The sequence below is a fragment of the Lujinxingia vulgaris genome (assembly GCF_007997015.1).
Lineage (GTDB): Bacteria > Myxococcota_A > Bradymonadia > Bradymonadales > Bradymonadaceae > Lujinxingia > Lujinxingia vulgaris.
In genome coordinates this window covers 68,746-92,325 of sequence record NZ_VOSM01000015.1, presented here as the reverse complement: position 1 = coordinate 92,325, position 23,580 = coordinate 68,746, and the positions used below count along the sequence as shown (strand labels likewise).

Genomic DNA, 23,580 nt, shown 5'->3' with positions numbered 1-23,580 from the left:
TTATCGGGTTGCGCGGCCAGTCGTCCGGCGATTCTGACATAGCGCTCGTTGCGCCGTTTATCGCCCAGATCCACGTCCTGGAGTTCATCGCTCAACGTCAGATCTGCCATCATCGTGGTCGGTTCCATCGCGCTCGCCTTTCTCTTCGGGTCTTATCGCTGTCGTCGGCGGCCAGTCGATCAAATCGAGGACGATCTGCACGAAGGCCTGGCACCTCGACATCTTCACTCTCAAAAGCGATCTGCACGAAGGCCTGGCACCGCAACGCCGGCGCCGCAGCGCCGCAATCCCCCCCTCAAACTCCCAACCTCACTCCGTCACCCCGGGAATCCGCACCCCACGCTCCCGAGCAACCTCCCTGGCCCGCTCATACCCGGCGTCCGCATGCCTCACCACCCCCATCCCCGGATCGCTCGTCAGCACCCGCTCCAGGCGCCGCGCCGCGGCCTCGGTCCCATCGGCCACAATCACCTGGCCGGCGTGTAAGCTGTACCCCATCCCCACCCCACCCCCGTGGTGGAAACTCACCCAACTCGCCCCATTCACCGCATTGACCAGCGCGTTTAGAATCGGCCAATCCGCCACCGCGTCGCTGCCATCTTTCATACCTTCGGTCTCCCGATTCGGACTGGCCACACTCCCCGAATCCAGATGATCGCGACCGATCACGATCGGCGCCTTTAACTCTCCGCGCGCCACCATCTCATTGAACATCAATCCCGCTTTCGCACGCTCCCCGTATCCCAGCCAACAGATCCGGGCTGGCAACCCCTGAAACGCCACCCGCTCCCGCGCCAGGTCCAGCCACCGATGCAACGACGTCTTCTCCGGAAACAACGCCTTGAGCGCCTCATCCGTCTTAAAGATATCCTCCTCATCCCCCGACAACGCCACCCACCGAAACGGCCCACTCCCCTCACAGAAGAGCGGCCGAATAAACGCCGGCACAAACCCCGGAAAATCAAACGCCCGCTTCACGCCTTCCCCCAGGGCCTCCTGACGAATGTTATTGCCGTAATCAAACACCACCGACCCGGCGTCCATAAACGCCACCATCGCCGCCACATGGCGCGCCATCGACGCCTTCGACGCCGCCACATAACGCTCCGGATCCTCTTCTCGGAGCGTCTCCGCCTTTGCCAGGCTCATCCCCGCCGGTACATACCCGTTAAGCGGATCGTGCGCACTGGTCTGATCCGTCACAACATCTGGCACCACGCCACGCTCGAGCAGCCCTTCATAAACATCCACCGCGTTGGCCACCACCCCTACACTCAGCGCTTCCCCGGCCTCTTTGGCCTCCAGCACCCACCGCAGAGCCTCCTCCAAATCCTCGCTCACACGGTCCACGTAACGCGTCTCCACGCGCCGCTGTGCTCGCCGCGCATCGACTTCAGCCACCAGGCAAGCCGCCCCGTTCATCGTCGCCGCCAGTGGCTGCGCGCCACCCATTCCACCCAGCCCGGCCGTCAATACAAGGCGTCCTTTCAAATCCCCGCCGAACTTCTGTCGGGCGGCCTCTGCAAACGTCTCGTACGTCCCCTGCAAAATCCCCTGCGTCCCGATGTAAATCCAACTCCCCGCCGTCATCTGGCCGTACATCATCAGCCCCTGACGCTCCAACTCCCGAAAGTGCTCCCAGTTCGCCCACTTCCCCACCAGGTTGGAGTTCGCGATCAGCACCCGCGGCGCATCCGCATGCGTGCGAAACACAGCCACCGGCTTGCCCGACTGCACCAGCAAAGTCTCATCCTCCTCCAACTCCCGCAGAGTCGAGACGATGCGATCAAAGCTCTCCCAGGACCTCGCCGCACGACCGCTTCCCCCGTACACCACAAGCCGGTCTGGATCTTCGGCAACCTCCGGATCGAGGTTGTTCATCAACATCCTCAACGCGGCCTCCTGCACCCAACCCTTACAACTTAGTTCGGCTCCTCGGGGTGCTCGCACGATCCTGGGCTTCGACATCCTTTACCTCTCCGAATGAGTCTTTTATCTCTCGCTATCCTGGCGCTCTACGTGCTCCTCGCCACTACCACATACCTCCCCCCGACCACCACATCCGCCCCACCTGAGCAGCCTCATCGCTCTTTTGCACGACTGCCTGGCACCCGGGCAGCCTCATCGCTCTTTTGCACGACTGCCTGGCACCCGGGCAGCCTCATCGCTCTTTTGCACGACTGCCTGGCACCCGGGCAGCCTCATCGCTCTTTTGCGCGACTGCCTGACACCCGTGCAGCCTCATCACTCTTTTGCACGACTGCCTGGCACCCGGGCAGCCTCATCGCTCTTTTGCACGACTGCCTGGCACCCGGTTTGACCCTGTCCGAATGCCTGGCACCCGTTCCATCAGCACCCGCCCTTCAACGCTCCACATCCCGGAACGTAAACAAAATATTCACATTGATCGTCCCACTCTCCCCCTGCGCTCCCGGGTAACTCCCACGCTCCAATGCCTGACGTGCGCACCGCTCCACCTGCGAATCGCCCACATCACTGTGCATCTGCATCACTTCTTTAACCTTTCCATCCTGCCCCACGGTCAACTGCACGATCTGCCGACCGCTACCCGCGTACGCGTTGCCCCTCAAGCGGCTCGCATAGCACTGCCCGATGCGCTCCCCGATCGCCCGTACCGCCTCCTGCGCCGCCGCAGCGTCTTCAAAGCCGTTGGCGTACACACTCGCCAGGTCCGCAAAAGGCACCCGCCGATACTTCGACGCATCGGCGCTGAAATCGCGTACCCGCACCTCCTCCTCCGCTTTATCGATCACGTAGATCCGCTCAGCGGTGACCGCCACCACGCTCACTCCGGCGTCCTCACCGAGCTGCTTGACCAGCGCCGCCTCAACCGCGCCGCGCACATCAACTTCCGCCAGCGCCGCTTCCTCACCCGCCGCACCGACGATTTTCAGACTTCCCTCCCCCACAACCAGACGCTCTTCGGCCTTTCCGTCCCCATCAAAGTCAAAACGCTCCTCCCCCTTCAACACCGCATCCGACGCCGCACGGGCCTCATTGAGCTCCGGCGCCTCCCCGCTCATCCCCGCCTCCCCGGGCTCCGCGGTGAGCAGCTCTCCGCTATCCGAAATCCGGATAAACGCGTCTCGCCCCCGCAACTTGCACTCAAAATCCACCTTCACATTCCCCGTCACATCCTCCACCTGGCACCACTCCAGCGCGCGCCCCGGCTGCACCCCCCAGGCAAACTGCCCATCCCCGGTAAACGCCCGCAACTCATTGCGACTCACACACCCCACATCGAGCCCGCGACTGGCCGTAATATCCGCCACAATCAGCTGCTCGCAGCCTTCCTCGATCTCAAAAACAGGCTCCCCGTTGGCCCGCAACACAAAGCTCGGCCGCCCCGATCCCACGATCTCCGGCGTCCCATCCCCGAGCATATCCACAAGCCTCAACCCCGGATCGCGCTCATCGCTATTTGCTCGCCAGTCGAACGCGCGCATCGGTGCACCGTCTTTACCCAGCAGCACAACCCCCTCCCCCGCATCCACCAGCACCGGCGCCTCCCCATCCGGCCAGTCGTACACAGAGACCTCGGCCGCTGAAATCGCCGGAACCATCACCACACCCAACAAACTCGCCAACGCTGCGCTCAACTTCATCACATTCCTCTCGTCGCTATGTTCTGCCGGCCCCCGAAAATCGTTCTCGGGCGCCTGTCTCGGTCAACACCCTATCAAAACGCCTCGATACGCACTTCGTCTTCCATCGCTATTTCGGTGGTGCCTGCCTGAGACGTCCTACGCTCGAGTGCCTGGCACCCATACTTCTTGCCTCATTCCATTCACTCGAGTGCCTGGCACCAGTACTTCTTACCTCACTCCATTCGCTCGAGTGCCTGGCACCAGGCCTTCTTGCACCGGGGCTCAATAATCCTGCACGACAGCCTGGCACCCTTACATCTGCACCAAAACTACTTACCTCATTCCATTCGCTCGACTGCCTGGCACCAGGCCTTCTCAGGCCTTTTTGGTGTTGGGTTTCAATGATCCTGCACGACAACCTGGCACCCTTACTTCTCCTTCGTTCGAAAGCCTGGCACCCGTCCTCCGCTCGCCAGCCAGGCCCCCTTCCTCATACCTCCCCCCACCATCGTCACACCCTCAACATCCCCCCTACCTCCTAAACATCCCCTCCCCACCGGCAAGCCCCCCTACAGCGTCACTGCATCCGCTCCTCCAGCAACGCCCGCAACGCCTTGACCCGCTCCGGCCGCTCCGCCGCCAGGTTATTCTGCTCACCGGGATCCACACTCAGATCAAAATACTCCTCCAATCCCAGCGTGAAGTTCACGATCAACTTCTCATCCCCCAGCACCACCGCCCGGTGATGCTCCTTCCAGTTGGTGTAGGGCAACAACTCCGCAAACACCGGCCGCTGCGGCACCTCCGAGCGCCCCAGCATCACATCGGTCATGCTCCGCCCCCCGAACTCCGTGGGAATCGTCAGCCCGAATAGATCCACCACCGTCGGCGCCACATCGATAATCGAGACCGGCCCCTCCACCTGGCGCCCGAACCACCCGGGCACCCGCACCAAAAGCGGCACTTTGACCACCGGGTTATACAGCGTCTGCCCGTGAAAATAGTGCCCGTGCTCGTTAAACGCCTCCCCGTGGTCGCTGGTCAGCACGATCACCACCTCATCGTAGAGCCCCTCCTCCTTGAGCTTGTCGATCACCCGCCCCACGTACGCATCGGTAAACGCGATCTCCGAGTCGTAGTTGTTGATATGGCGCTCTCGCGTCGTCTCCCCTCGCCCGAAATCGTACTCCTTATGGCCGATCCAGCGCGCATGCGGCTCAAAGAAGTGCACAAAGAGCGAGAAGGGCTCGGCCTCATCCCCCTTCTCCCGACGCTCCTGCCCCAGCTGCTCGATCACCGGCTCCAACCGCTCCCAGGTACGCGGCGCGGCGATATCATCGTTGGACTCCGCAATCGAGAGCGCCCCCTCATTATCCCAGCGCTCAAAGCCCTGGTGTACATTGCGGCGCTCATCAAAATAGAAGTGGCTCGAAAACGCCTGATTTCGCCAACCGCCCTCCTGCAGCACCTCAAACATCCCCACATTCTCCGGGCGTACCCGCGGATAGTTATACTGCGCCCCCCACCACTTCATCTCACTGGCGTAATTGCTAAACAGCAGCGGCGGAACCGACCGCGGCGTATGCGGCGAGGTCGCGTACGCGTCCATGAACACCGTGGCGTCCTCGGCGAGCTTGTCGATGCGAGGCGTGGTCGGACGCTCATACCCGGCGTACCCCATATGATCCTGGCGCAACGTATCGACCAGAATCATCACCAGGTTCTTCGGCGGCTCAGGAATCGCCTCAAACCGGTCAATCTGGGCCTTATCCCCGGCCGCCACCGCCAGCTGCACCGCACGACGCGCCGGATGCTCCGAGGAGGTCAGCGCAACCACCACATCGTCATCGTCGCACTCCTCCCCCTCCTCACAATCGCCAAACGCAAACGCATCCCCGCCCTCGCCGCCCACATCGACCAGACGGGGCGCGATCATCGAAACCAGAGGCGCATCACGCAGCGTCGCCTGCCGCATCGCCGCACTGGAGACCGCCCACCCGGGTGCCAGGGCCGCGCACACAAGCGCCAGCGCCGCGCCAACCGCCGGCACACCCCAACGCCATACCTTGCTTTCCAGGGGCAGCTTCACCATCCCCCACATCAGCAGAGGCACCAGCACCACACCGGCCACCCCCATCTGCAACGTCGTGGTATCCCACACGCTCAGCCCCGCCGCCCACCGGTACCCCACCCCCAGCGCCCCCAGCGCGCCCACCACATAGAGCCCCGCCACAAGACGGGTCCACCCCGTCTTCATCCCCGCCTTCTGCATCACCCAGAGCAGCGCCCCGTACACCAGCGGCCACACCACCAGCGCCCCGGCCGCCGCGCCGGCGGCAACCATCCCTAACCCCAGCGCCTGAAAACTGACCCGCACCATCTTGGACGTTATCAGGAGGTGCGCCCCCATCACCCCGCCGCCGATCCCTGCCAGCACCAACGGCGCACTCAGCAACCCCGACGCCACCCGGCGGTCCACCTCCCCTCGCCGCAGCGCCTCACCCGGGGGCCAGACTCCCATACGGCGGCACACCGCCATCGCGATCGCCACCACCACCCCCAGCCCGGCCCCGTAGAGCACCTGCCCGATGCCCAGCAGACCGTACGCCGTCATCACATAACTTACCCCCAACCCCGCCACCTCGCCCCACACCGCTGCCGCGCTCCACAGCGCCAGAACAACCCCGACAACCACCCCCGCACGTACACCCTCGACTACCGCTCGCATGGCCACTCGCCACTCCTTTCGTATCGTCCTGCTCCCCGCCGCAGCGCGCAAAACAACGCCTGGGCACCTGCGAGCTCGAGGCTCGCCGCGGCCAAGGCTGCCATGAAAATTGGGCGCTTAAAATAAAAAATCCCGAGCCGGAGCTCGGGATCTCGCTCGCTTTCGCGAGCTTTTAATATGTGTGTCCCCGGAGGAGAGAGACTAGCCATAGGACAAGCACCTGACTAACGGCCTGGGGGGAGTGCATGCCGACCGTCCTCCGTAGGACACAGTTGGTACTATAAGCCTGTTTGAATGAGCGTCAACACCTTTATTAAAAAAAGTTCCAGACATCGCTCATCTTATCGGTGCCAGGCTCCCGTACTTCGGTGCCTTCACCGCGGTGCCGCCTTCACCGCGGTGCCAGGCTCCCCTACTTCGGTGCCTTCGCCGCGGTGCCAGGCTCCCGAGCAGTTCATCGAGACCTTCGCCGCGGTGCCAGGCTCCCCGGCAGTTCATCGAGACCTTCGCCGCGGTGCCAGGCTCCCCGGCAGTTCATCGAGACCTTCGCCGCGGTGCCAGGCTCCCGATCCATCGCCACGCCATGATCGATCGCCTGGCACCCGCACAACTTCGATCACTGACGGCGACCAAACAACCCTGGCTCCGCCTCAATTTTCTCCCTCAAGCGCCGATCTGCCTCCAACACCCCCACGTAATCCGGCGGCCCCTCCCAGGTACGCCCCGCACCGCCTCCACCCCGCGGCGCCAACGCCCGAACTCGCCCCAGCAACCGCTCCACAAACCCCGGCGGCAGTCCCCCCACAACCCCGCACCCGGGCGCATCCTCCGAGAGGCGATCAAGCGCCTCTGCCCCCAGGTGCCGCCGGCGAATCAAATCCTGAAACGAATTCGCAAGCTCCACCACCCCGTAGCCATGCTCGCGCATCATCCCCGCCGCCACCCGCAGGACCGGCTCCAGCTTCAGGCTCCCGTCGGCATAAAGCACCAGCGCCGCCTGAAAATAATTGGTGATCGGCACCACCCGGGGCCCGTACACCCAGAAGCGCCCCGGCGCGCTGTGCCGATCCAGATGAATGAAAATCCGTCCAACGTTCCCGTCGATCCGCATCCTCGCGTAGCGCTCCAGAATCGACGCCCGCGTCGTGCTGTAAACACCCGCCCGGTCTAAAATCTCAAAGAGGCCGTCGCGATCGACCTTTCCTCCGGCCAGATCCGCATACAGCGAATAGATAAATGCGTCCTGCTCCGCATCGTCGCCAAAGAGCGTCTCCGGCGCCGCCGGCCCCCCCTCCCGAACCTTCAGAAGACTGTCGAGCTTATAGCCCACCTGCCCGCGCACCGCCCGAAAGCGCCCCTTCAAAATGTTCTGCAGGGTCGGCTTGAGAATAAAAACGTCCGGACGAATCCCATCGAGCTCAAACTTCCGCTCCAGCTTCGGCCGCATCTGCGACGGGCTCCCGCTGATAAACGTCACCAGCGCCCGACTCCCATCGTTCTGATGCGTCAGCTCCTTGAGCAACGTCACCACCCCGGGCACGTTGACCTTCTCCTCCGGGGTCTGCAGCGCCGTGCGGATCAGATCCCGCAGCGTATCAAAGTCCGTACGCAGATACGTCTTATCCAGATCCCACCGATAAATATGGCGCACCGACAGCTCCGACACGTCCTTCTCCCCTCACCCCTGACTCGTACCCGTGTCCAGCGCCTCGGCGATCGCCACCGGCAACTCCGCGCGTACATTCTTGATCGCAAGCCTCAACGCATTGCCAACCGCCCGTCGTCCCGAGCGCGGGTGACACAGAATCACGACCTTCTCCAGACCCAGAAGCGGCGCCCCGCCGTAGGCCTCAAAATCGGTAAGCTGCTTGATCTTCTGAAGCCCGCCGCTCAACAACTTCAACCCCATCCGCCACGCCACCCGTTCATGGTACGCCGAGCGCGCCAGATCGAACGCCGCCTCACTGACCCCCTCCAATATCTTGATCGCCACATCTCCCACAAACCCCTCACACACCACCACATCAGCGAGCCCGCGCGGGATCTCGTGCCCCTCAATATTGCCGTAAAAATTGATCGCCTCGTGGCGACTCAAGAGCTCATGCGCCCGCACCACCTCCGGCGTCCCCATCGTGCTCTCACGGCTGTTCGATAACAGCGCCACCCGCGGCCGCTCATTACGACTGACAATCCGCGCATACGCCGAGCCCATCAGCCCGAAGCCCAGAAGCTCGTCGGGCTTTGCCCGCAGGCTCGCCCCCACGTCCAAAATCAAACTAAAAGGGTCCTCCGCCTCCCCCCGCACCCTGGGAGTCGGATACACACTCGCCAGCGCCGCGCGGCCCAGCCCCGGCACAAGCCCGAAGTGCCGCGTTGCCGCCAACACCGCCGCACCCGGATGCCCCGCCGACACCAGCGCATCGGCCTCTCCGGCCTGCACCAGCGCACACGCCTGCACAATCGAAGCATCCGCGCGCGCCTCCAACGCCACCTGCGCTCGCTCCCCCATCCCGATCACCGTCGGCGCATGAAAAAGCTGAATCCGCTCCGAGTTATGATCCAACTCAAAGAGCGCCTCGGTCATCGCAATCTCATCGCCCACCAGCAGAAAGTTCACCCCCTGCCCCACCCCGCCCCGAAGGCTCGCCTCAGCCACCGCCGCCACAACCACCGCCGGAGCATGGTCCCCACCCATCGCATCGACCGCGATCGTTATCGATTCTCTGCTCCTCACGATCCTCGCCACTCCCTCTCACACGTGCCATCTCGACTCATTCGACCCCGCTCACCCTAACACATGCACCATCACCTGACACCGCGACATGTCCGAATGCCTGGCACCACGACATGGCACCTCGACACGTCCGAAGGCCTGGCACTTCGACACGTCCGAAGGCCTGGCACCTCGACATGCTCGGTAGCCTGGCACCGCGACACATCCGAATGCCTGGCACCTCGACACGTCCGAAGGCCTGGCACCACGACATGCTCGGTAGCCTGGCACCACCACACGTCCGAAGGACTGGCACCACAACATGCCCGTAGCCTGGCACCACAACATGCTCGGTAGCCTGGCACCACAACATGCCCGTAGCCTGGCACCACCACACGTCCGAAGGACTGGCACCACGACATGCTCGGTAGCCTGGCACCACCACACGTCCGGCACCACAACATGCTCGGTAGCCTGGCACCTCGACGCCACCCGCACACGGCCTCTCAGGGACGCAACTCCAGCTGCGTCATCACCTGCTCCCCGTGCACGTTGAAGTCGATCACGTTGAAGCGCAGCGCGTTGGCAAACCCTCCCGGATTCCCCAGCTGATGCGTCCCCAGCGCGTAATCCACCGGCATCACGTCGTGCTTATGACCATGCAAAATCAGCGAATAAGGATCGATCAGGTCAATCGCCTCAATCAACTCATCAGCCCCGTCGGCCGGCTCCATCAAACCTCCAAACGACTTCGCCGCGCTGCGCGGATGCCAGTCCGAGCTGATATGATGGTGCAAGAGCGTCACAAGCCGCCTGCCCTCCACCTGAGCGCGATGCCGCTCAATCCAGTCCAACGCCTCCGGGTAGATCCGCCCCACGGTGTTGGGCAACCACCGCTCCAGATAATGGCGGTCATCGATCGGATCGCGGTTGCTATCGAGCGCCAGCAGCGCCACCCCGCCGGGAAGCTCTTTGAGCATCGGCTCACGCGGCGTCACGACCGGGAAAAAATGCTCCATCGGCTCGCTGGGATAGCTCTCATAGATATTAAAACGATCGTGATTCCCCGGAATCACCGTCAACCGCTCCTCTCCCCACCACCCGGTGACCTCCAGCGCCGCGCGCACATCCAGAAACTCCTCGGCCAGCCCGCAATGCACCAGATCCCCGGTGATCACCAGGTGGTCCACCCCCAACCGGTGCAACCCCACCAGCGTCTTGCGCACAAGCCCGTTGTAGAGCTTTCGCGTCGAGCGATAATGATGCCCCACCTCATTGGAGATCGCCGAGATCTCATGCGAGATATTCTGCAACGAGACATGTGGCGAGATCAGGTCCCGCAGCCGGCTCACCAGCTCCACCTCACCGGGCACGTGCAGGTCGGTGAGCTGCGCCAGCCTCAAAATCGTATCATCCGGTCGACGCAGATCCCGCGGCCGCGTCTTATCGGTGCAGTCAATCCATTTAAAAAACGCTCCGGGCATGCTCAAGCCTCGACCTCTCATATGCGCTGATTGCTCAACCTCCGCCTCTGGGCCACCCTGGCCTCAGCCCGCCAAACTCTCCGAGTCGTCCTCCAGCCCGATATGGCGCACCCACTCCGGATACTTTCGCTCCAGAAAACGATCGGTCAACACCGCCTGTGCCGCCTCACACAGATCGTAGATCAGCGCCACATTCAGAGACGCTCCCAGCAGCGCCCCGACCACCGGCAACGCCCGCGAGGGCGCAGCCTCCACCGCCCTTCGCTGGAGGTTGCGCGTCACCGCCCTCTTGGCCATCTCGCCGGCCTGCTGCGCCGCTCGCGCGCCCAGCTGCCGCTCCACCACCTGCGCAAGCCCGCGCCCTGCCAGCTGCGTCAGCCCCCCGTGCGCCACCGCCCCCACCATCAACGTCTTGCGCAACACGTACTCATTGAGGTTCTGCCTTACCAGCATCGGCTCCACCGCCGATGGACGACTTCCCCCCAGCGCCACCGCCAGAATCTCCATCGGAAGATCCTTATGTTCCCGCGGATCAAACCCGAAGTACCAGCAAAATCGACTTGAGATATCCGCCGCAATCGACAGCAGCACCGGCACATCCGCCAGCGACAACATCCCCCAGCTAAAGGGTGCCAGGCCCCCGAACACCCCGCCGCTGACCGCTCCCAGCAACAACCTCTGCTTGCGCCGTCGCCGCAACATCCCAAAAACCCGCTCGACCGGAAGCTCCGCGATGGCCTCAAAGTCGGCCACCTCCACGCCGGCCTCCACAAACTCCTCGACCACCTCCGCCCGCAAGTCCTGGGCGGCGACATGCGCCTCAAAACGCTCCATCCCCCGCTCCACCGCCCCGCGCACAAGCCCGATCTCGCTCAACCCGCTGCCCAGCCACTCCACCGGCGTAAACACCCGCTGCACCAGTCGATGCACCCGATTCGGATCGAGGCGTCGCTGCACAAAATACTTCACCCGCGCGGCCGCATGCTTGTCGGCATGCGACATCGTCACCCCGTCAAACTTGCAGGTCAGCTGGTCAAAGGCCCGCTCATAGTCGCTGACCACAAGATACATCGACAGATCATCCGCACCCGCATAGGGGTTGGTCGACCAGTCCACGCGCCCCCCCGCCCGCCGCACCAGCTGCACCGCGTGGCTGTCCAGCGCCAGGTTATGCACGTACAGCCCGATCAGCTCCGCCTCCAGCCGATCCAGCTCTTCACCCAGCCCCAGCTCCTCCACCGCCAGCCGCACCCGATACGCCCTCGAGCCCACCCCGCGCCGCCTCCGCCCGCGACGTGCCGCCATCAACTCCAGCACACGCTGCGCCCGGGCCGGATTGTAGCGCGCCGTGCGCCCCACCTCCGCAAACAGCCACGTCTGCGCCGCGCTCCCCTCTCGCCAGAGACTCCCCAGCCAGCTCTCATAGAGCGTCTCCAGCCGCGCGTAATCCGCATCAAAAGCTCGCCGACTCAAGTACTCCCGCAGCCGCTCCTGACGCGGCGGATCATCCACGCTCAAGCGCACCGCCGCCTCCAGCGGCCGCTCCAGCCAGGCAAAACTGAGCTGCCCCTTAAGCGTCGCATCCGCCATCACCTGCAACCACTGAGCCCGCTCCCTGGGCTGAACCTCCGCCGCCTTATCACAGGCCTTCACAAGGTTCTCCACCGTCGGTGAGTGGCGTCGCCCCTTGAGGCGCAGCACCATCAGCGCGCTCAAGAGCGCTCCCAGCTCCCAATACGAGCCCTCCAGACAGAGCTCCACAAGCTCCATCAGCGCCCGCCCCCCGCCGTCTTCCTTCCCGGCACTCGCGCGACGCTCATCGCGCTCAAACACCACCACCACCTCATAGAGCCACGCCAGCTCATCGGGCAGCGCCCGCCCCAGCAGCCGCAACCGCGCTTCCTCCACCAGCTCCTCGCGCCCGCTATGCCGCCAGATCGCCAGGGTCGCCAGCGCCGCCATCGGGTGCAGATACGTGCGATACGGACTCATCGTGCGCCCGATCATCGCCAGCGCCTCCTCCCCCCGCTCGCTCAACTCCGCATACCCCTTCGCCGAGAGCACATCCCACAGCGGCTCACTGACCAGCGTCTTCTGCCGGCGCCACACCCGCGAATACCCCAGCGTCTGCGCCATCCACGCCGTCAACACCTCCCGTCGCCTGTCCGGCGCATCGGAGAGCTGCTCGGCCACCACCGACAGAATCTCATCGACCGGACGCCTCGAGAGCGCCTCCCACAGAGCCTTAAAATCATCGAGAGGAAGCCCCGCCGCCGCAGCCTCGACCTCGATCGCCTCGACCTCACTGGACTCCGCTCCCAGCCCGGCCGGCTCCACCGCACCGGCCCCGGTCAGCTCTTCGCTCTCAGGCTTCACAAACATCGGGCTCATCGGGCCAACCCCATCGTAGAAGTGCTCTCAACCATCGCCTCACCGACCGCGCACCTGCGTGCTGCGGCAGTACGACCCTAACACGCAAACGCAACGAGTTGTTCAACCCTTACGCTTCCCCCCGAATTTAGAGCCTTTCACCCCGGTCCTTCACACGACGACAAAGCTACACGCTGCGCCGCCCCTGACCAGCTCACAACCCACACGCTCACACACCTGGCACCACGACATGTCCGAATGCCTGGCACCCGGACATCTTCAGCTTCCAACAAACATGTCCGAATGCCTGGCACCCGGGCATCTTTAACTTCAAACACTCATGTCCGAACGCCTGGCACCATGACACGTCCGAATGCCTGGCACCCGGGCATCTTCAACTTCTAACACTCATGTCCAGATGCCTGGCACCCTCACGGGTTCACAAAATCCACCGTATAATGCCCCCGCCCCCGCGTACGCAGAGTACGGCCTCCCACCTCAACCTCCAGCGCATAATCCCCGTGGATATTGTACTGCCAGGGCTTACTCAACGCCGAGGCCACCAGCCTCGCTGCCCGCCCGTAGCTCGCCAGCAGATCCTTTTTCTCCATCCGATCACCGCGCATCACAAAGCGCATCTCCCCCTGACCACTCTCCCCCTCCAGCTGCACCGCATGCGGCACCTGATAGCCCGTCTCCCCATCGCCGCGCACATTGCCTGGACGAAGCTGCGCATCAGCATCACTGAACACGATGCGCTCACCAACCCCCACCATCGCCCAGGTCAGTGTGCGGCCGCCGAACTTCTCGCTCAGCTCGATCTCCCGCCAGATCACAAACACATCGTCGTTATAGTCGCGAAAACGTGAAAACCGCTTCGCCAGCTCGTACGGCGCGACATTCGTCGCCACATGATCGGCATACCCCGCCCTCGACGCCTCCACCGTGTGCCACTCCCCGTCGATCTGCACTCGCCCCTGCACATCGGCCCGCGGAGAAATCAGCGTAAAGCGGTAATAATCCTCCCCCTGGCGAATCTGCCCGCTGCCTGGACGCCACATCGGCATCGTGTTGCGAAAGGTCAGCTCGACCTTCACATCTCCATCGTGGCGCAGCACAAAGGTGTCATCACCCCGTGCCTCCACCTGGGTCTTTGCAATATCGAGCGCAAAACGATCTTCGGCCGTCGTCCAATCCCCCCGACTGACCCGCTCCCCGTACTCATAGCGCTCCTGCCCCGGCAGGCGAACCCGCACCTGTGCCGCCCCGTAACCGCTGCGAATCCCCAGGTTCGAGATCGTAAAATCCATCCCGATATGGCCCCCTCCCTCCAGATCGACCGAGAACCCGTAACGCTCCGAATACGCCTGCCCCGAACTCATCCGCGGGATCAACTCCCGCATCGACACCTGACGCGCCGCCGACCCTTCGCTCCACCCCTGCACCTGGGCACTCGCCAGATCCGGCGTCACGCTGAGCGCACACGCCATCATCAGCCCCACCATCGACGCCGCAATCGGTCTCTGTCGCATCCTCGCTCCTCAGGCCACATCGTGGCGCTCTGTGTCTCAACTCACCGTCACACATCTCATACGACGCACATCCCCGGCAGGCATTCATTCTAACACCGGAGCCGCACCCCAACATATCGCATCGCCTGGCACCACCTCACGCAGCACCTCGACGTGTCCGAATGCCTGGCCCCCGTACCAAACGACTCAACATGTCCGAGTGCCTGGCACCCGTACGCAATCACTCAACATGTTCGAATGCCTGGCACCCGTACCAAACGACTCAACTCGTCCGAGTGCCTGGCACCCGTACGCAATCACTCAACTCGTCCGAATGCCTGGCACCCGTACGCAATCACTCAACTCGTCCGAATGCCTGGCACCTCGACACGCCACCCAACATGTTCGAGTGCCTGGCACCCGTACGCAATCACTCAACACGCACGATTGCCTGGCACCCCAACACGCATCATTTCTCCCCGGAGACCCACCCCCATCCCCGCTGCTCGGCAACCCACAAAAACGCCGGCATCACCAGAATCGTCGCCAGAAACGCCGACGCGATCCCCACAATCGCCAGATACCCCAGCGACTGCAATCCCGCATAATTGGTCACCGCCAGCCCCCCAAATCCGATCATCGAGGTCACCGTCGTCATCCCGATCGCCGAGCCCACATGATCGATCACACTCACCAGCTTGCCTCGCCCCTCCTCCAGATACCGATGGTAAAAATGCACCCCGTCATCGACACCAATGCCGATAATGACGGGCAAAATCACCACGTTGAAAAAGTCGAGCTTGATCCCGAACCACCCGCAAAACCCGAACATCCACAACGTCCCCACAATCAGCGGGCTCAACGAAACCACGGCACGCAGCGGGCTGCCAAAAAAGAGGCTCAATATCAACACCACAATCACGAGCGCGATCCCCAGCATCCGCGCCCCATCCTCCTTAATCTCATCGAGCATCGCCGTATAAATATACGACTGGCTGGCCACCCGCACATCCACCCCCTCCAGATCGGTGGCCGCCTCCACCTCCCCCAGAAAACGCCGCGCCTGCTCCCCGACCATATGATCGATGCGCTCGTTGACGTAGATCAAATACTCGTAAGCAAACGCCTCCCCCTCGGCCGGTGCTTTTGCCTCGGGCCCCGCCTCCCGGAACAAGCGCTTGGTCCACTCCGGAAGATCGGTGATCCCGATCGCCTCCACCTCCAGGCTCTCCCGCATCTCATCGATGCGCTCACGCTGGCTCCCACTCAAAAAACTCAAATCATCATCGAGCGTCGCCTTGATCGCCTCGATCACCTCCAGACGCTCGGCCTGCTCCTCTCCACTGCCCGGCAAAAACGCATAAATCGACGCCACCGAGCTCACCGTCTCCAGCTCCCCGGCATCCTGGCGCGCCTCCAGATGCTCGTAGAGCCGGCGCGCATCCTCGGCCTCATCCACCAGCAGAAGCGTCGGCGTGGAGGACTGCTGCCCCTTGAGCGCGCTGGTATACTTCGCCCCGGTGCTCAGCTGCTTGCGCTCAGCCACGTAGCTCTCCGGCGCCATCTCCTGGCGCACCTGAACCGCGCGGGCCTGCACCGCACGCGCAGCCTGCCGCCCCATCGCCCGGGCCTGCTGCTCGGCCACTTCCTTCGCATCCGGCCCGCCCCGCTCCCAGGGCATGATCACCTGCCCCACTCGCCGAAAATTCTCCTCAAAACGCACATTCCCCACCTGCGTGATCGCCCACACGCTGATCAACGCCGCCGCAAACAACGACGCCGGCGCAAGCCGCAACAGCCGCCCCCGCCGCACAGCCTTCTCCAGCACCCGCTCCCCCTCCACCACCTTCGGTTGATGCGGCCACACACGCTGAAACACAAGAATCATCGCCGGCATCGTGACCACCATCGCCACCACCGTCATCAGCACCCCGGCCGCCGCCACCTGCCCGAACTGACTCAACCCCCGAAACTGCGCAAACGACAACACCACAAAGGTCGCAAAGGTCGTCGACGCCCCCATCACCGTCGCCCGCCCCACCGAGTTATAACACGCCCACAACGCATCGACCGGCTCTCTGCCCTCGGCCCGCTCCCGGTCGTAGCCGTTGAGCAGGTGGATCGAAAAATCAATCCCCAGGCCCAGCAAGATCGCAAAGATAAACACCGTCACCGTCGTCAGCTGACCGTGCGCCACAAACGCGATCGCCAGCGTCCACAACACCCCCATCACCAGCGGCCCCAGCACCAACACCACCGCCCGCACGCGCCGGAAATACAGCGCGATCACCAGAAATAGCCCCAGCAACGTAAACAGCGCCGAGGTCTGAATATCCCCCACGATCGAGGTATATTCACTCTGGCGCGAGACCAGCCCGCCCCCGTACTCCAGCTTCATCTCCGGATGATAGCTCCCCGGATCCAGCGACGCCCCCAGCTCCCGCACCCGATCGAGCAGCTTGTTCGTCGCTGCCAGATCCGTCGACGTCTCCACAAAACGCACCACGATCGTCAGCGAGTACCCGTCATCACTCATCAGGTACTCTTTATAACTCTGATGCGCCAACTCCTCGTAGCGCGCCTCCATATCGGAGGTGTCGATCAGCTCGTCACTGCGCTCCCTTCTCCCTCCCAGCGGCACAAAGAGCGGATTCTGTGCCCGCTTCTCCTCGCGAATCCGACGCTTAATCCGCGCGTGCAGCTCCTCCAGATCCTCCACCTCCATGTAGAGCAGCCGGTTCTTCTCAAAAAACGCCTTATCATTATGATAATGCGCCAGCGCGATCTGCGGCTGCTCCCGAAGCAGCTGCGCATACGCCTCGGCAAACGCCAGGTTCGCCTCCCGATCCGGCGAATCGATCACCACAAAGAGCGACGAGCCCGACCCCACCCGGTCGCCGACCTCCTCCATCGCCAGCGCCGCCTCCGAGGTGCTCGGCAGAAGCGCCCGAAAATCACTGTTGATATTCCAACGGCTGGCGATCACCGCGACCGACAAAAGCGTCACCACCACGCTCACGGCCACAACCCATCCCGCCCTGCGCCCCACCCACTCCCGCATAAAGCGCTCTGCCAACTGCACCGCACCGCTCGCCATCGTCTCGTCTCCAGACATCGATCCCATTTATCTCACGCCGCACCCTCTCCGGCTGCGCCTCACAGCTGCCTTGCCCTCATCACAAAGCGTGCTATGAGTGCCCTCGGAGTATCGCACCATGACCCAAAACACCACATCTTCCACCTCGACCAACGCCTGCGTTATGCTCGACGCCCGCTACCTCAACGGGCGCCACAGCGGCATCGGTCGCTACACCCAGCGCCTCGTCGAAGAGCTCCTGGCTCAGGACGACACCCTGCGCCTGCGTCTGCTGACACACCCCAACAACCCCGCCCCCCTTTCCCATCCCAGGGTGCAGTGTCAGACCTTTGATGCCGCCCCAAATTCACTCACCACCCGTTTTCGACTGGCGCGCTCGGTGGACTTTCGCGGCGTCGATCTTTTTCACTCCCCCTTCAATATCCTTCCGGCCGATCTTCCGGTCCCCTCCCTCTTTACCCTCCACGACATCATGTGGTTGCTCAACCCCGACTACTGCACCGATGTCTGGTGGCGAAAGCTCGTCACCGGAACCTTTTATCAAAACTTTATCCCCCGCTCCGCCACCGAGGCCCGGCACATCCTCACCGTCTCGCATACCTCTCGCCAGGCCATCGAGGATCATTTTCCCGAAATGCGCGGCCGCGTCAGCGTCACCTACAACGGCCTCGATCCCTTCTTCACCCCCATGCCCCCCGAGCAGGCCTGGCCTCTTCTGGGGCGCTGGCTCACCCCCCGCTCACGCTTTGTGCTGGTGGTCGGTCAGGGCTCCCCCTACAAAAACCACCCGGGCGCTCTGCGCGCCTTCATTGAGGCCTTCGCCGACGATCCCCACACCTACTTTGTGCTCGTGCGCCGCCTCGACGAGAGCTCCAACCGCGAGCTTGGCCAGCTTTTGAGCGACCCGCGCCTGGGCTCGCGCGTCATTCGCATCGGCTACGTCTCCAGCGACGAGCTGCGTGCCCTCTACAGCATGGCGATGGTCTTTCTCTTTCCCTCCTTTTACGAGGGATTTGGCCTGCCCGCGCTCGAGGCGATGGCCTGCGGCGCACCGGTCATCACCTCCGACCGCGGCGCCCCGGCCGAGGTCTGTCAGGGGGGCGCGATGCTGGTCGATCCGCACGACACCCTCGCGATGGCCTGCGCCCTGCGCCAACTTCGCGACGATCCCCACCTGGCCGACGATCTTCGCCAACGCGGCCAGGCCCGCGCCGCTCAATTCACCTGGGAGGCCTGCGCTCAAAGCGCCATTGACGCCTACCGCCGCGTGCTCCACCCCGCCTGAGGAGGCCCACGATGGCCCGCATTCTCATCGACGCCCGCTGCCTTGGCGACTCCCCCACCGGCGTCGGAAGCTACGCCCGCGCGCTGATCGCGCATCTGGCAAAACTCCCCCACGACCACGAGCTCGTGCTGCTGCGCAACCGCAACAACACCTCCCCCATCACCGACGACGCCCTCGCGCAAGTCGCAAGCTCCTGCCCTCACGACAACCTGCAAAACCACCTGCTCGGACACCGCGCCCTGGCCGACGCCGCCGCCCAGCTCGGGCCCCCCGACCTCTACCACAGCCTCTTCCACATCCTACCCCGCTACACCCGCCAGGCCCTCCCCGGCGCCCGTGTGGTGACCACGCTACACGACCTGGTCTGGCTCGATCACCCCGACGCCTCCCAGCCCACCTGGCTCAAAGCCCGCTCCATTCAGACCTTCGCCCGCAACGCCATCCCCCACGCTCTCAACTCAAGCGACGCCGTCATCGCCATCAGCCGCCCCACCGCCGAGCGCGCCCGGCAGCTCCTGAGCTCCAAAACCACCTCCCTTCACACCATTCACCACGGCGTCCACCCCCGCTTTTTCGAGCCACCGCCCGCCCTCACCGGCCCCCTCTCCGAGCTGGCCGGCCCCGATGCCCCCCCCTTCTTTGTGGCCATCGGCAACCACAAACCCTACAAAAACCTCCGTCTGCTCATCGACGCCTTCGCTCGCCTGCCCACCCACTCCCCTCGCCCCCACCTCGTGCTCATCGGCGACTGCCAGGGCCTCTCCACCCACATCGGCGAGTCGGGGGTCAGCGAACGTATTCACCTGCCGGGCCTGGTCGATGACGAGCTTCTGCGCGCGCTGCTCGGCCGCGCCCGCGCCTTTATCTTCCCCTCACTTGTCGAAGGTTTTGGCCTGCCCGTCTTAGAGGCCATGGCCATGGGCCGCCCCACACTCGTCTCCGATCTCGAGCCGATGCGCTCCATCGCCGGCGAAGCCGCACTTCACTTCCATCCCCACACCCCCGACGACCTGAGCCGTCTTCTCCACCGCCTGCTCATCGCCCCCGAACTCGCAGCGCGTCTCTCCCAACGCAGCCTCACCCGCGCCCGCAACTTCCGCTGGGAACACACCGCCCAACACACCCTCCAGGTCTACGAAGAGCTGCTCGCCAGGGGCACCCCTCGCGCCTGATCGCCGACCTGTCCGAGGGCCTGGCACCCGATCTTCAGCACCCGCTCTTCGATGACCTGTCCGAATGCCTGGCACTCGGTTTCTGCACCCGGTCTCATTAAGCATGCGCGGGTGCCTGGCACCCGAGCTTCGATGACCTGTCCGAGGGCCTGGCACCCGAGCTTCGATGACCTGTCCGAGGGCCTGGCACTCGGTTTCTGAGCTTCACTGACCTGTCCGAATGCCTGGCACTCGGTTTCTGCACCCGGTCTCATTAAGCATGCGCGGGTGCCTGGCACCCGTTCTTCGGCACCCCATCTTCGATGACCTGTCCGAATGCCTGGCACCCGCTCTTCATTATCTTCATTGACCTGTCCGAGGGCCTGGCACCCGATCTCAATGAACATGCGCGAGGGCCTGGCACCCGATCTCAATGAACATGCGCGAGGGCCTGGCACCCGATCTCAGCCCCCCACCCCACTTACCCCGGCAACACCCCCTCCACCACTCCCCAGACCGCCTCCGCCAGCGCCTCACGATCCAACGACGCATCCAGCCGCACAATTGGCTGCCCCTCTGCGGCGAGCATCGTCATCACTTCGTCATAGCGACGCTCCAACCTCCCCAACTTCTCCCGCGTCTCATAGAGCTCGCGCTGCCCCCCGCGCCCCGACAGTCGCGACATGCACACCTCGACCGACGCCTCCAAAAAGATCGTCACGTCCGGCACACGAGCCCGCGCGTTCAATTCGCGCACCCACCCGTAGTCCACCCGCTCCTCCCCATCGATATCTCCCTGATACACCAGGCTGGAATGGTAATAACGGTCCGAGATCGCCACGCACCCCGCAGCCAACGCAGGCTCCACCTGCGCCTCGATATGATCGAGCCTGTCGGCGGCAAAGAGCAACGCCAGGGTCTCTCGTCCCACCGGCCGCCCTCCCTTTGCATCGGGCACCACCACCCTCCCGGTGAGCATCTGCCGAATCAACGTCCCAATCGGCCCCTCCGAAGGCTCACAGCTCGTCGATACCTCCCAGCCCTCGCGACGAAGCCTCTCGGCCAGCGCCACGCTCTGCGTCGTCGTCCCCGCCCCATCCAACCCCTCAATCACCACAAACGGTACGGCCTTCTTCGCCATCGTCACTCGCCTCGCAGCCTTACTCGATCCCTCAACATCTTCGTTCGAACGTCACGCCCCTTTTACCACACCGGGCGCCGCCACCCTCATTCCCACGATATCCGCTCCAAGACCAGCCAAGTCACACTGTCTGGGCCCCGATCTTCACCGTGTCTTACCCGATCGACTGCCTGGCACCACGACGACAGCACCCGGTCTCATTGCACATGCTCGAATGCCTGGCACCAGGTCTCATTGCACATGCGCGAGCGCCTGGCACCCGGTCTCAATGAACATGCCCGAATGCCTGGCACCACGGCGACAGCACCCGGTCTCATTGCACATGCTCGAATGCCTGGCACCCGGCCTCATTGCACATGCTCGAATGCCTGGCACCAGGTCTCATTGCACATGCGCGAGGGCCTGGCACCCGAGCTATAGCCCCTCACCATCACCGCCAGATCCTCGCTCGAGCGCCTGGCACCTCAACCTTTTCGCCCTAAAAACCGCTCCACCCGCTCCCAGTGCGCCTCCCCCACCCACAGCTCACAAAACGCCTCCAACTCCCCCGCCATCGCCACATCGCGACGCTCTTCCACCGCGCGACGCGCCCCCTCCTTGAGCGCCTCGGCCACCCCGGGCTCACACCCCGCCAGACGCTCGGCCAACGCCATGACCCGCACATCCAGCTCCGCCCCACCTACCACTTCCTCCACAAGCCCCGCCTCATAGGCCTCCCCCGCATCGAGCACCTCCGCACACCCCAACCACTTCAACGCCCGGGCTCGCCCCACCTTCTCCACCAGCCGCGTCAACCCACCCCACCCCGGGGTCAACCCGAACCTCCCCTGCGTCAGCCCCAGCCTCGCCAACTCCGAGACCACGCACATATCAAAGGCCAGCATCAACTCCACCCCGCCCCCGTACGCATCCCCGTTGACCCGCGCCACCGTCCAACACCGAAGCGCCTCAATCCGCTCCAGAATCGAGCGCATCCGCCGCGACATCGCCTCGACCTCCTTGCGCTCCCGCAGCCCGGCAAATTCTCGAAGATCGCCCCCCGATACAAACGCACGCCCCGCCCCACCTACCACCAGCACCCGCAACTCCGGCGTACGCTCGGCCCTGACCAACACCCCCTCCAGCCCCGCCATCACCTCCGCATTGACCGCGTTAAGACGCTCCTCCCGCGCGATCTCCACCCACCACACCCTCCCCTCCAACCGCTCCTCACACCTGACCACCATCACATCTCCCTCTGCACCGCTTTAAACACCCTCAAACTCGCCTCACCGCTGCGCATCAGCCTGCGCCTGGCCGGCCTTCATCTCCAGAACCCGCCGCGCATGCTCGCGCACCCGACTCACATGATGCGCATCGGCCAGAGTCTCCAGATACACCGCCACCCACGGCGTCGACAACGTCCCCAACTTCGGCAACAACCCGATCAAATCATCATAGCGCTGCTCCCGACTCATCCGCTCGGCAAGCTCGGTTAACGCCCGCGCCGCCCCGCTCGACTCCATCTCCCAGAGCGCCTGCGCCGCCGCAAACGCCACCTCCTCATCCCGACCTCCGGCAGCCTCAATGAGCGCCTCCTCAGCCTCTTCCACCGCCCCCTCCACCACCCGCTGCACCGCCAGCAACCTCGCACTCGCCAGGGCCTCCTCATCGGCACACCACCTCCCGAGCTCCCCGCCGGCGGCCTGATACACCATCGCCTGGGCCCGCAACCCCTCCATCACCTCATCGACCCCCTGACGCAAAAGCGTGCGTCCCAGCGCTCCCAGCAGCGCCTCCGGCGGCCTGTCGCTGACCAGCGGATGACGCACCACATGCTGCGCCCGCATCGACACCGCCTTGCCATCTCCGCGCACCGCCTCCTGCTCCAGACGCCCCTCCACACGCACCACCAACACCGAGCCCTCCAACGCCTGATTGAGCTTCACCCGATACATCAACCTCCCCTTCAACCCCTCACCTCCCCCCTGCGGACTCAAACCCTCATCACTCTCCCGCAACGCCCGCTCCCACCACTCCTGCACCCTCACAGGCTCCGGCGCCCAACCCTGCACCCCGACGCCACCCACCTCTCCCCCCTCCTCCATCACCTGCATCGCCACCACCCGATACGGCCCCCCCTGCGCCTCCTCCGCCTGCGCCCCCCGGCTGCACCCCGCGCCAAACGCACACCCCCACATAAGCCCCACCCACACGATCAGCAGCCGTCCCCCCAGACGCTCCATCGCTCCCCCTCTCCCCTGGTTTGCACAAAGTTCTCCCCCTCAAACGTGCACACCAGCCTCGCCCACGTCGAACAAATCTCCCAATGACATCAGGCAGTTAGCACAAACCTCACAACCCTCTGCCCGAATACCTGGCACCTGTTCGTTTGCAAGGGTGCTTGCACGAGTGCCTGGCACCCGATCATTTTCAACTCCCGCACGAGTGCCTGGCACCCGATCATTTTCAACTCCCGCACGGGTGCCTGGCACCCGATCATTTTCAACTCC

15 protein-coding genes are annotated in these 23,580 nt (G+C 63.9%); 2 read left to right on the top strand and 13 right to left on the bottom strand.

The genetic code is table 11. The features are described 5' to 3' along the window. The 10 genes from FRC98_RS22255 to FRC98_RS22105 form a co-directional block, all read right to left on the bottom strand. The coding region (locus FRC98_RS22255; RefSeq protein ID WP_370469242.1) for an IS4/Tn5 family transposase DNA-binding protein at nucleotides 1-110 on the bottom strand (110 nt) is incomplete at its 3' end. 199 nt (nucleotides 111-309) lie between these two features. Then, entirely contained in the window at nucleotides 310-1,968 is a 1,659-nt protein-coding gene (hutU, locus tag FRC98_RS19405; RefSeq protein WP_146983141.1) for a urocanate hydratase, read from the bottom strand. Nucleotides 1,969-2,363: 395 nt separating this feature from the next. Then, complete coding sequence (locus tag FRC98_RS19400; protein WP_146983139.1) at nucleotides 2,364-3,626, bottom strand: AgmX/PglI C-terminal domain-containing protein; 1,263 nt, start codon at nucleotides 3,624-3,626, stop codon at nucleotides 2,364-2,366. Between the two features lie 559 nt (nucleotides 3,627-4,185). Further along, nucleotides 4,186-6,336: a sulfatase family protein gene (locus FRC98_RS19395; RefSeq protein ID WP_146983137.1), complete on the bottom strand. Its 2,151-nt coding sequence runs from the start codon at nucleotides 6,334-6,336 to the stop codon at nucleotides 4,186-4,188. 616 nt (nucleotides 6,337-6,952) lie between these two features. Beyond that, nucleotides 6,953-8,002 carry a phosphatase domain-containing protein gene (locus FRC98_RS19390; protein ID WP_146983136.1) on the bottom strand — a complete coding sequence of 350 codons (1,050 nt, stop codon included), beginning with the start codon at nucleotides 8,000-8,002 and terminating at the stop codon, nucleotides 6,953-6,955. Nucleotides 8,003-8,014: 12 nt separating this feature from the next. After that, on the bottom strand, nucleotides 8,015-9,070 hold the full coding sequence (gene plsX / locus FRC98_RS19385) for a phosphate acyltransferase PlsX (RefSeq protein ID WP_283809665.1): 1,056 nt from the start codon (nucleotides 9,068-9,070) through the stop codon (nucleotides 8,015-8,017). A 485-nt stretch (nucleotides 9,071-9,555) separates the two neighbouring features. Further along, nucleotides 9,556-10,533, bottom strand: a complete 978-nt coding sequence (locus FRC98_RS19380; protein WP_230467815.1) for a metallophosphoesterase family protein — start codon at nucleotides 10,531-10,533, stop codon at nucleotides 9,556-9,558. A 63-nt stretch (nucleotides 10,534-10,596) separates the two neighbouring features. Continuing rightward, nucleotides 10,597-12,915 (bottom strand): EcsC family protein, encoded by a 2,319-nt coding sequence (locus FRC98_RS22110; RefSeq protein WP_283809664.1) that lies wholly within the window; start codon nucleotides 12,913-12,915, stop codon nucleotides 10,597-10,599. A 419-nt stretch (nucleotides 12,916-13,334) separates the two neighbouring features. Then, a complete protein-coding gene (locus tag FRC98_RS19370; RefSeq protein ID WP_146983129.1) occupies nucleotides 13,335-14,435 on the bottom strand; it encodes a carotenoid 1,2-hydratase in 1,101 nt (366 codons plus the stop codon). Nucleotides 14,436-14,883: 448 nt separating this feature from the next. Further along, the gene (locus FRC98_RS22105) at nucleotides 14,884-17,511 is read right to left on the bottom strand and encodes an efflux RND transporter permease subunit (RefSeq protein WP_146983128.1); all 2,628 of its coding nucleotides are present in this window, start codon (nucleotides 17,509-17,511) and stop codon (nucleotides 14,884-14,886) included. Between the two features lie 118 nt (nucleotides 17,512-17,629). Here FRC98_RS22105 and FRC98_RS19360 point away from each other — a divergent pair, with 118 nt between their 5' ends. Next, nucleotides 17,630-18,796 carry a glycosyltransferase family 4 protein gene (locus tag FRC98_RS19360; RefSeq protein ID WP_146983126.1) on the top strand — a complete coding sequence of 389 codons (1,167 nt, stop codon included), beginning with the start codon at nucleotides 17,630-17,632 and terminating at the stop codon, nucleotides 18,794-18,796. Nucleotides 18,797-18,807: 11 nt separating this feature from the next. Next, entirely contained in the window at nucleotides 18,808-19,968 is a 1,161-nt protein-coding gene (locus FRC98_RS19355; protein ID WP_146983125.1) for a glycosyltransferase family 4 protein, read from the top strand. A gap of 460 nt (nucleotides 19,969-20,428) precedes the next feature. Here the strand turns inward: FRC98_RS19355 and tmk are convergent, their stop codons facing one another. From tmk to FRC98_RS19340, 3 genes are all read right to left on the bottom strand, one after another. After that, nucleotides 20,429-21,088, bottom strand: a complete 660-nt coding sequence (gene tmk, locus FRC98_RS19350) for a dTMP kinase (RefSeq protein ID WP_146983123.1) — start codon at nucleotides 21,086-21,088, stop codon at nucleotides 20,429-20,431. A 464-nt stretch (nucleotides 21,089-21,552) separates the two neighbouring features. Beyond that, on the bottom strand, nucleotides 21,553-22,314 hold the full coding sequence (locus FRC98_RS19345; RefSeq protein ID WP_146983121.1) for an enoyl-CoA hydratase/isomerase family protein: 762 nt from the start codon (nucleotides 22,312-22,314) through the stop codon (nucleotides 21,553-21,555). A gap of 42 nt (nucleotides 22,315-22,356) precedes the next feature. Then, on the bottom strand, nucleotides 22,357-23,313 hold the full coding sequence (locus tag FRC98_RS19340) for a hypothetical protein (protein WP_146983120.1): 957 nt from the start codon (nucleotides 23,311-23,313) through the stop codon (nucleotides 22,357-22,359). Nucleotides 23,314-23,580: the final 267 nt, after the last annotated feature.

Coding starts and splice junctions, on each gene's coding strand:
- FRC98_RS19355 (WP_146983125.1), top strand. CDS start 18,808: ATGGCCCGCATTCTCATCGACGCCCGCTGCCTTGGCGACTCCCCCACC.
- tmk (WP_146983123.1), bottom strand. CDS start 21,088: ATGGCGAAGAAGGCCGTACCGTTTGTGGTGATTGAGGGGTTGGATGGG.
- hutU (WP_146983141.1), bottom strand. CDS start 1,968: ATGTCGAAGCCCAGGATCGTGCGAGCACCCCGAGGAGCCGAACTAAGT.
- FRC98_RS19370 (WP_146983129.1), bottom strand. CDS start 14,435: ATGCGACAGAGACCGATTGCGGCGTCGATGGTGGGGCTGATGATGGCG.
- FRC98_RS19360 (WP_146983126.1), top strand. CDS start 17,630: ATGACCCAAAACACCACATCTTCCACCTCGACCAACGCCTGCGTTATG.
- FRC98_RS22110 (WP_283809664.1), bottom strand. CDS start 12,915: ATGTTTGTGAAGCCTGAGAGCGAAGAGCTGACCGGGGCCGGTGCGGTG.
- FRC98_RS19395 (WP_146983137.1), bottom strand. CDS start 6,336: ATGCGAGCGGTAGTCGAGGGTGTACGTGCGGGGGTGGTTGTCGGGGTT.
- FRC98_RS19380 (WP_230467815.1), bottom strand. CDS start 10,533: ATGCCCGGAGCGTTTTTTAAATGGATTGACTGCACCGATAAGACGCGG.
- FRC98_RS19400 (WP_146983139.1), bottom strand. CDS start 3,626: ATGAAGTTGAGCGCAGCGTTGGCGAGTTTGTTGGGTGTGGTGATGGTT.
- FRC98_RS19340 (WP_146983120.1), bottom strand. CDS start 23,313: ATGGAGCGTCTGGGGGGACGGCTGCTGATCGTGTGGGTGGGGCTTATG.
- FRC98_RS19345 (WP_146983121.1), bottom strand. CDS start 22,314: ATGGTGGTCAGGTGTGAGGAGCGGTTGGAGGGGAGGGTGTGGTGGGTG.
- FRC98_RS22105 (WP_146983128.1), bottom strand. CDS start 17,511: ATGGCGAGCGGTGCGGTGCAGTTGGCAGAGCGCTTTATGCGGGAGTGG.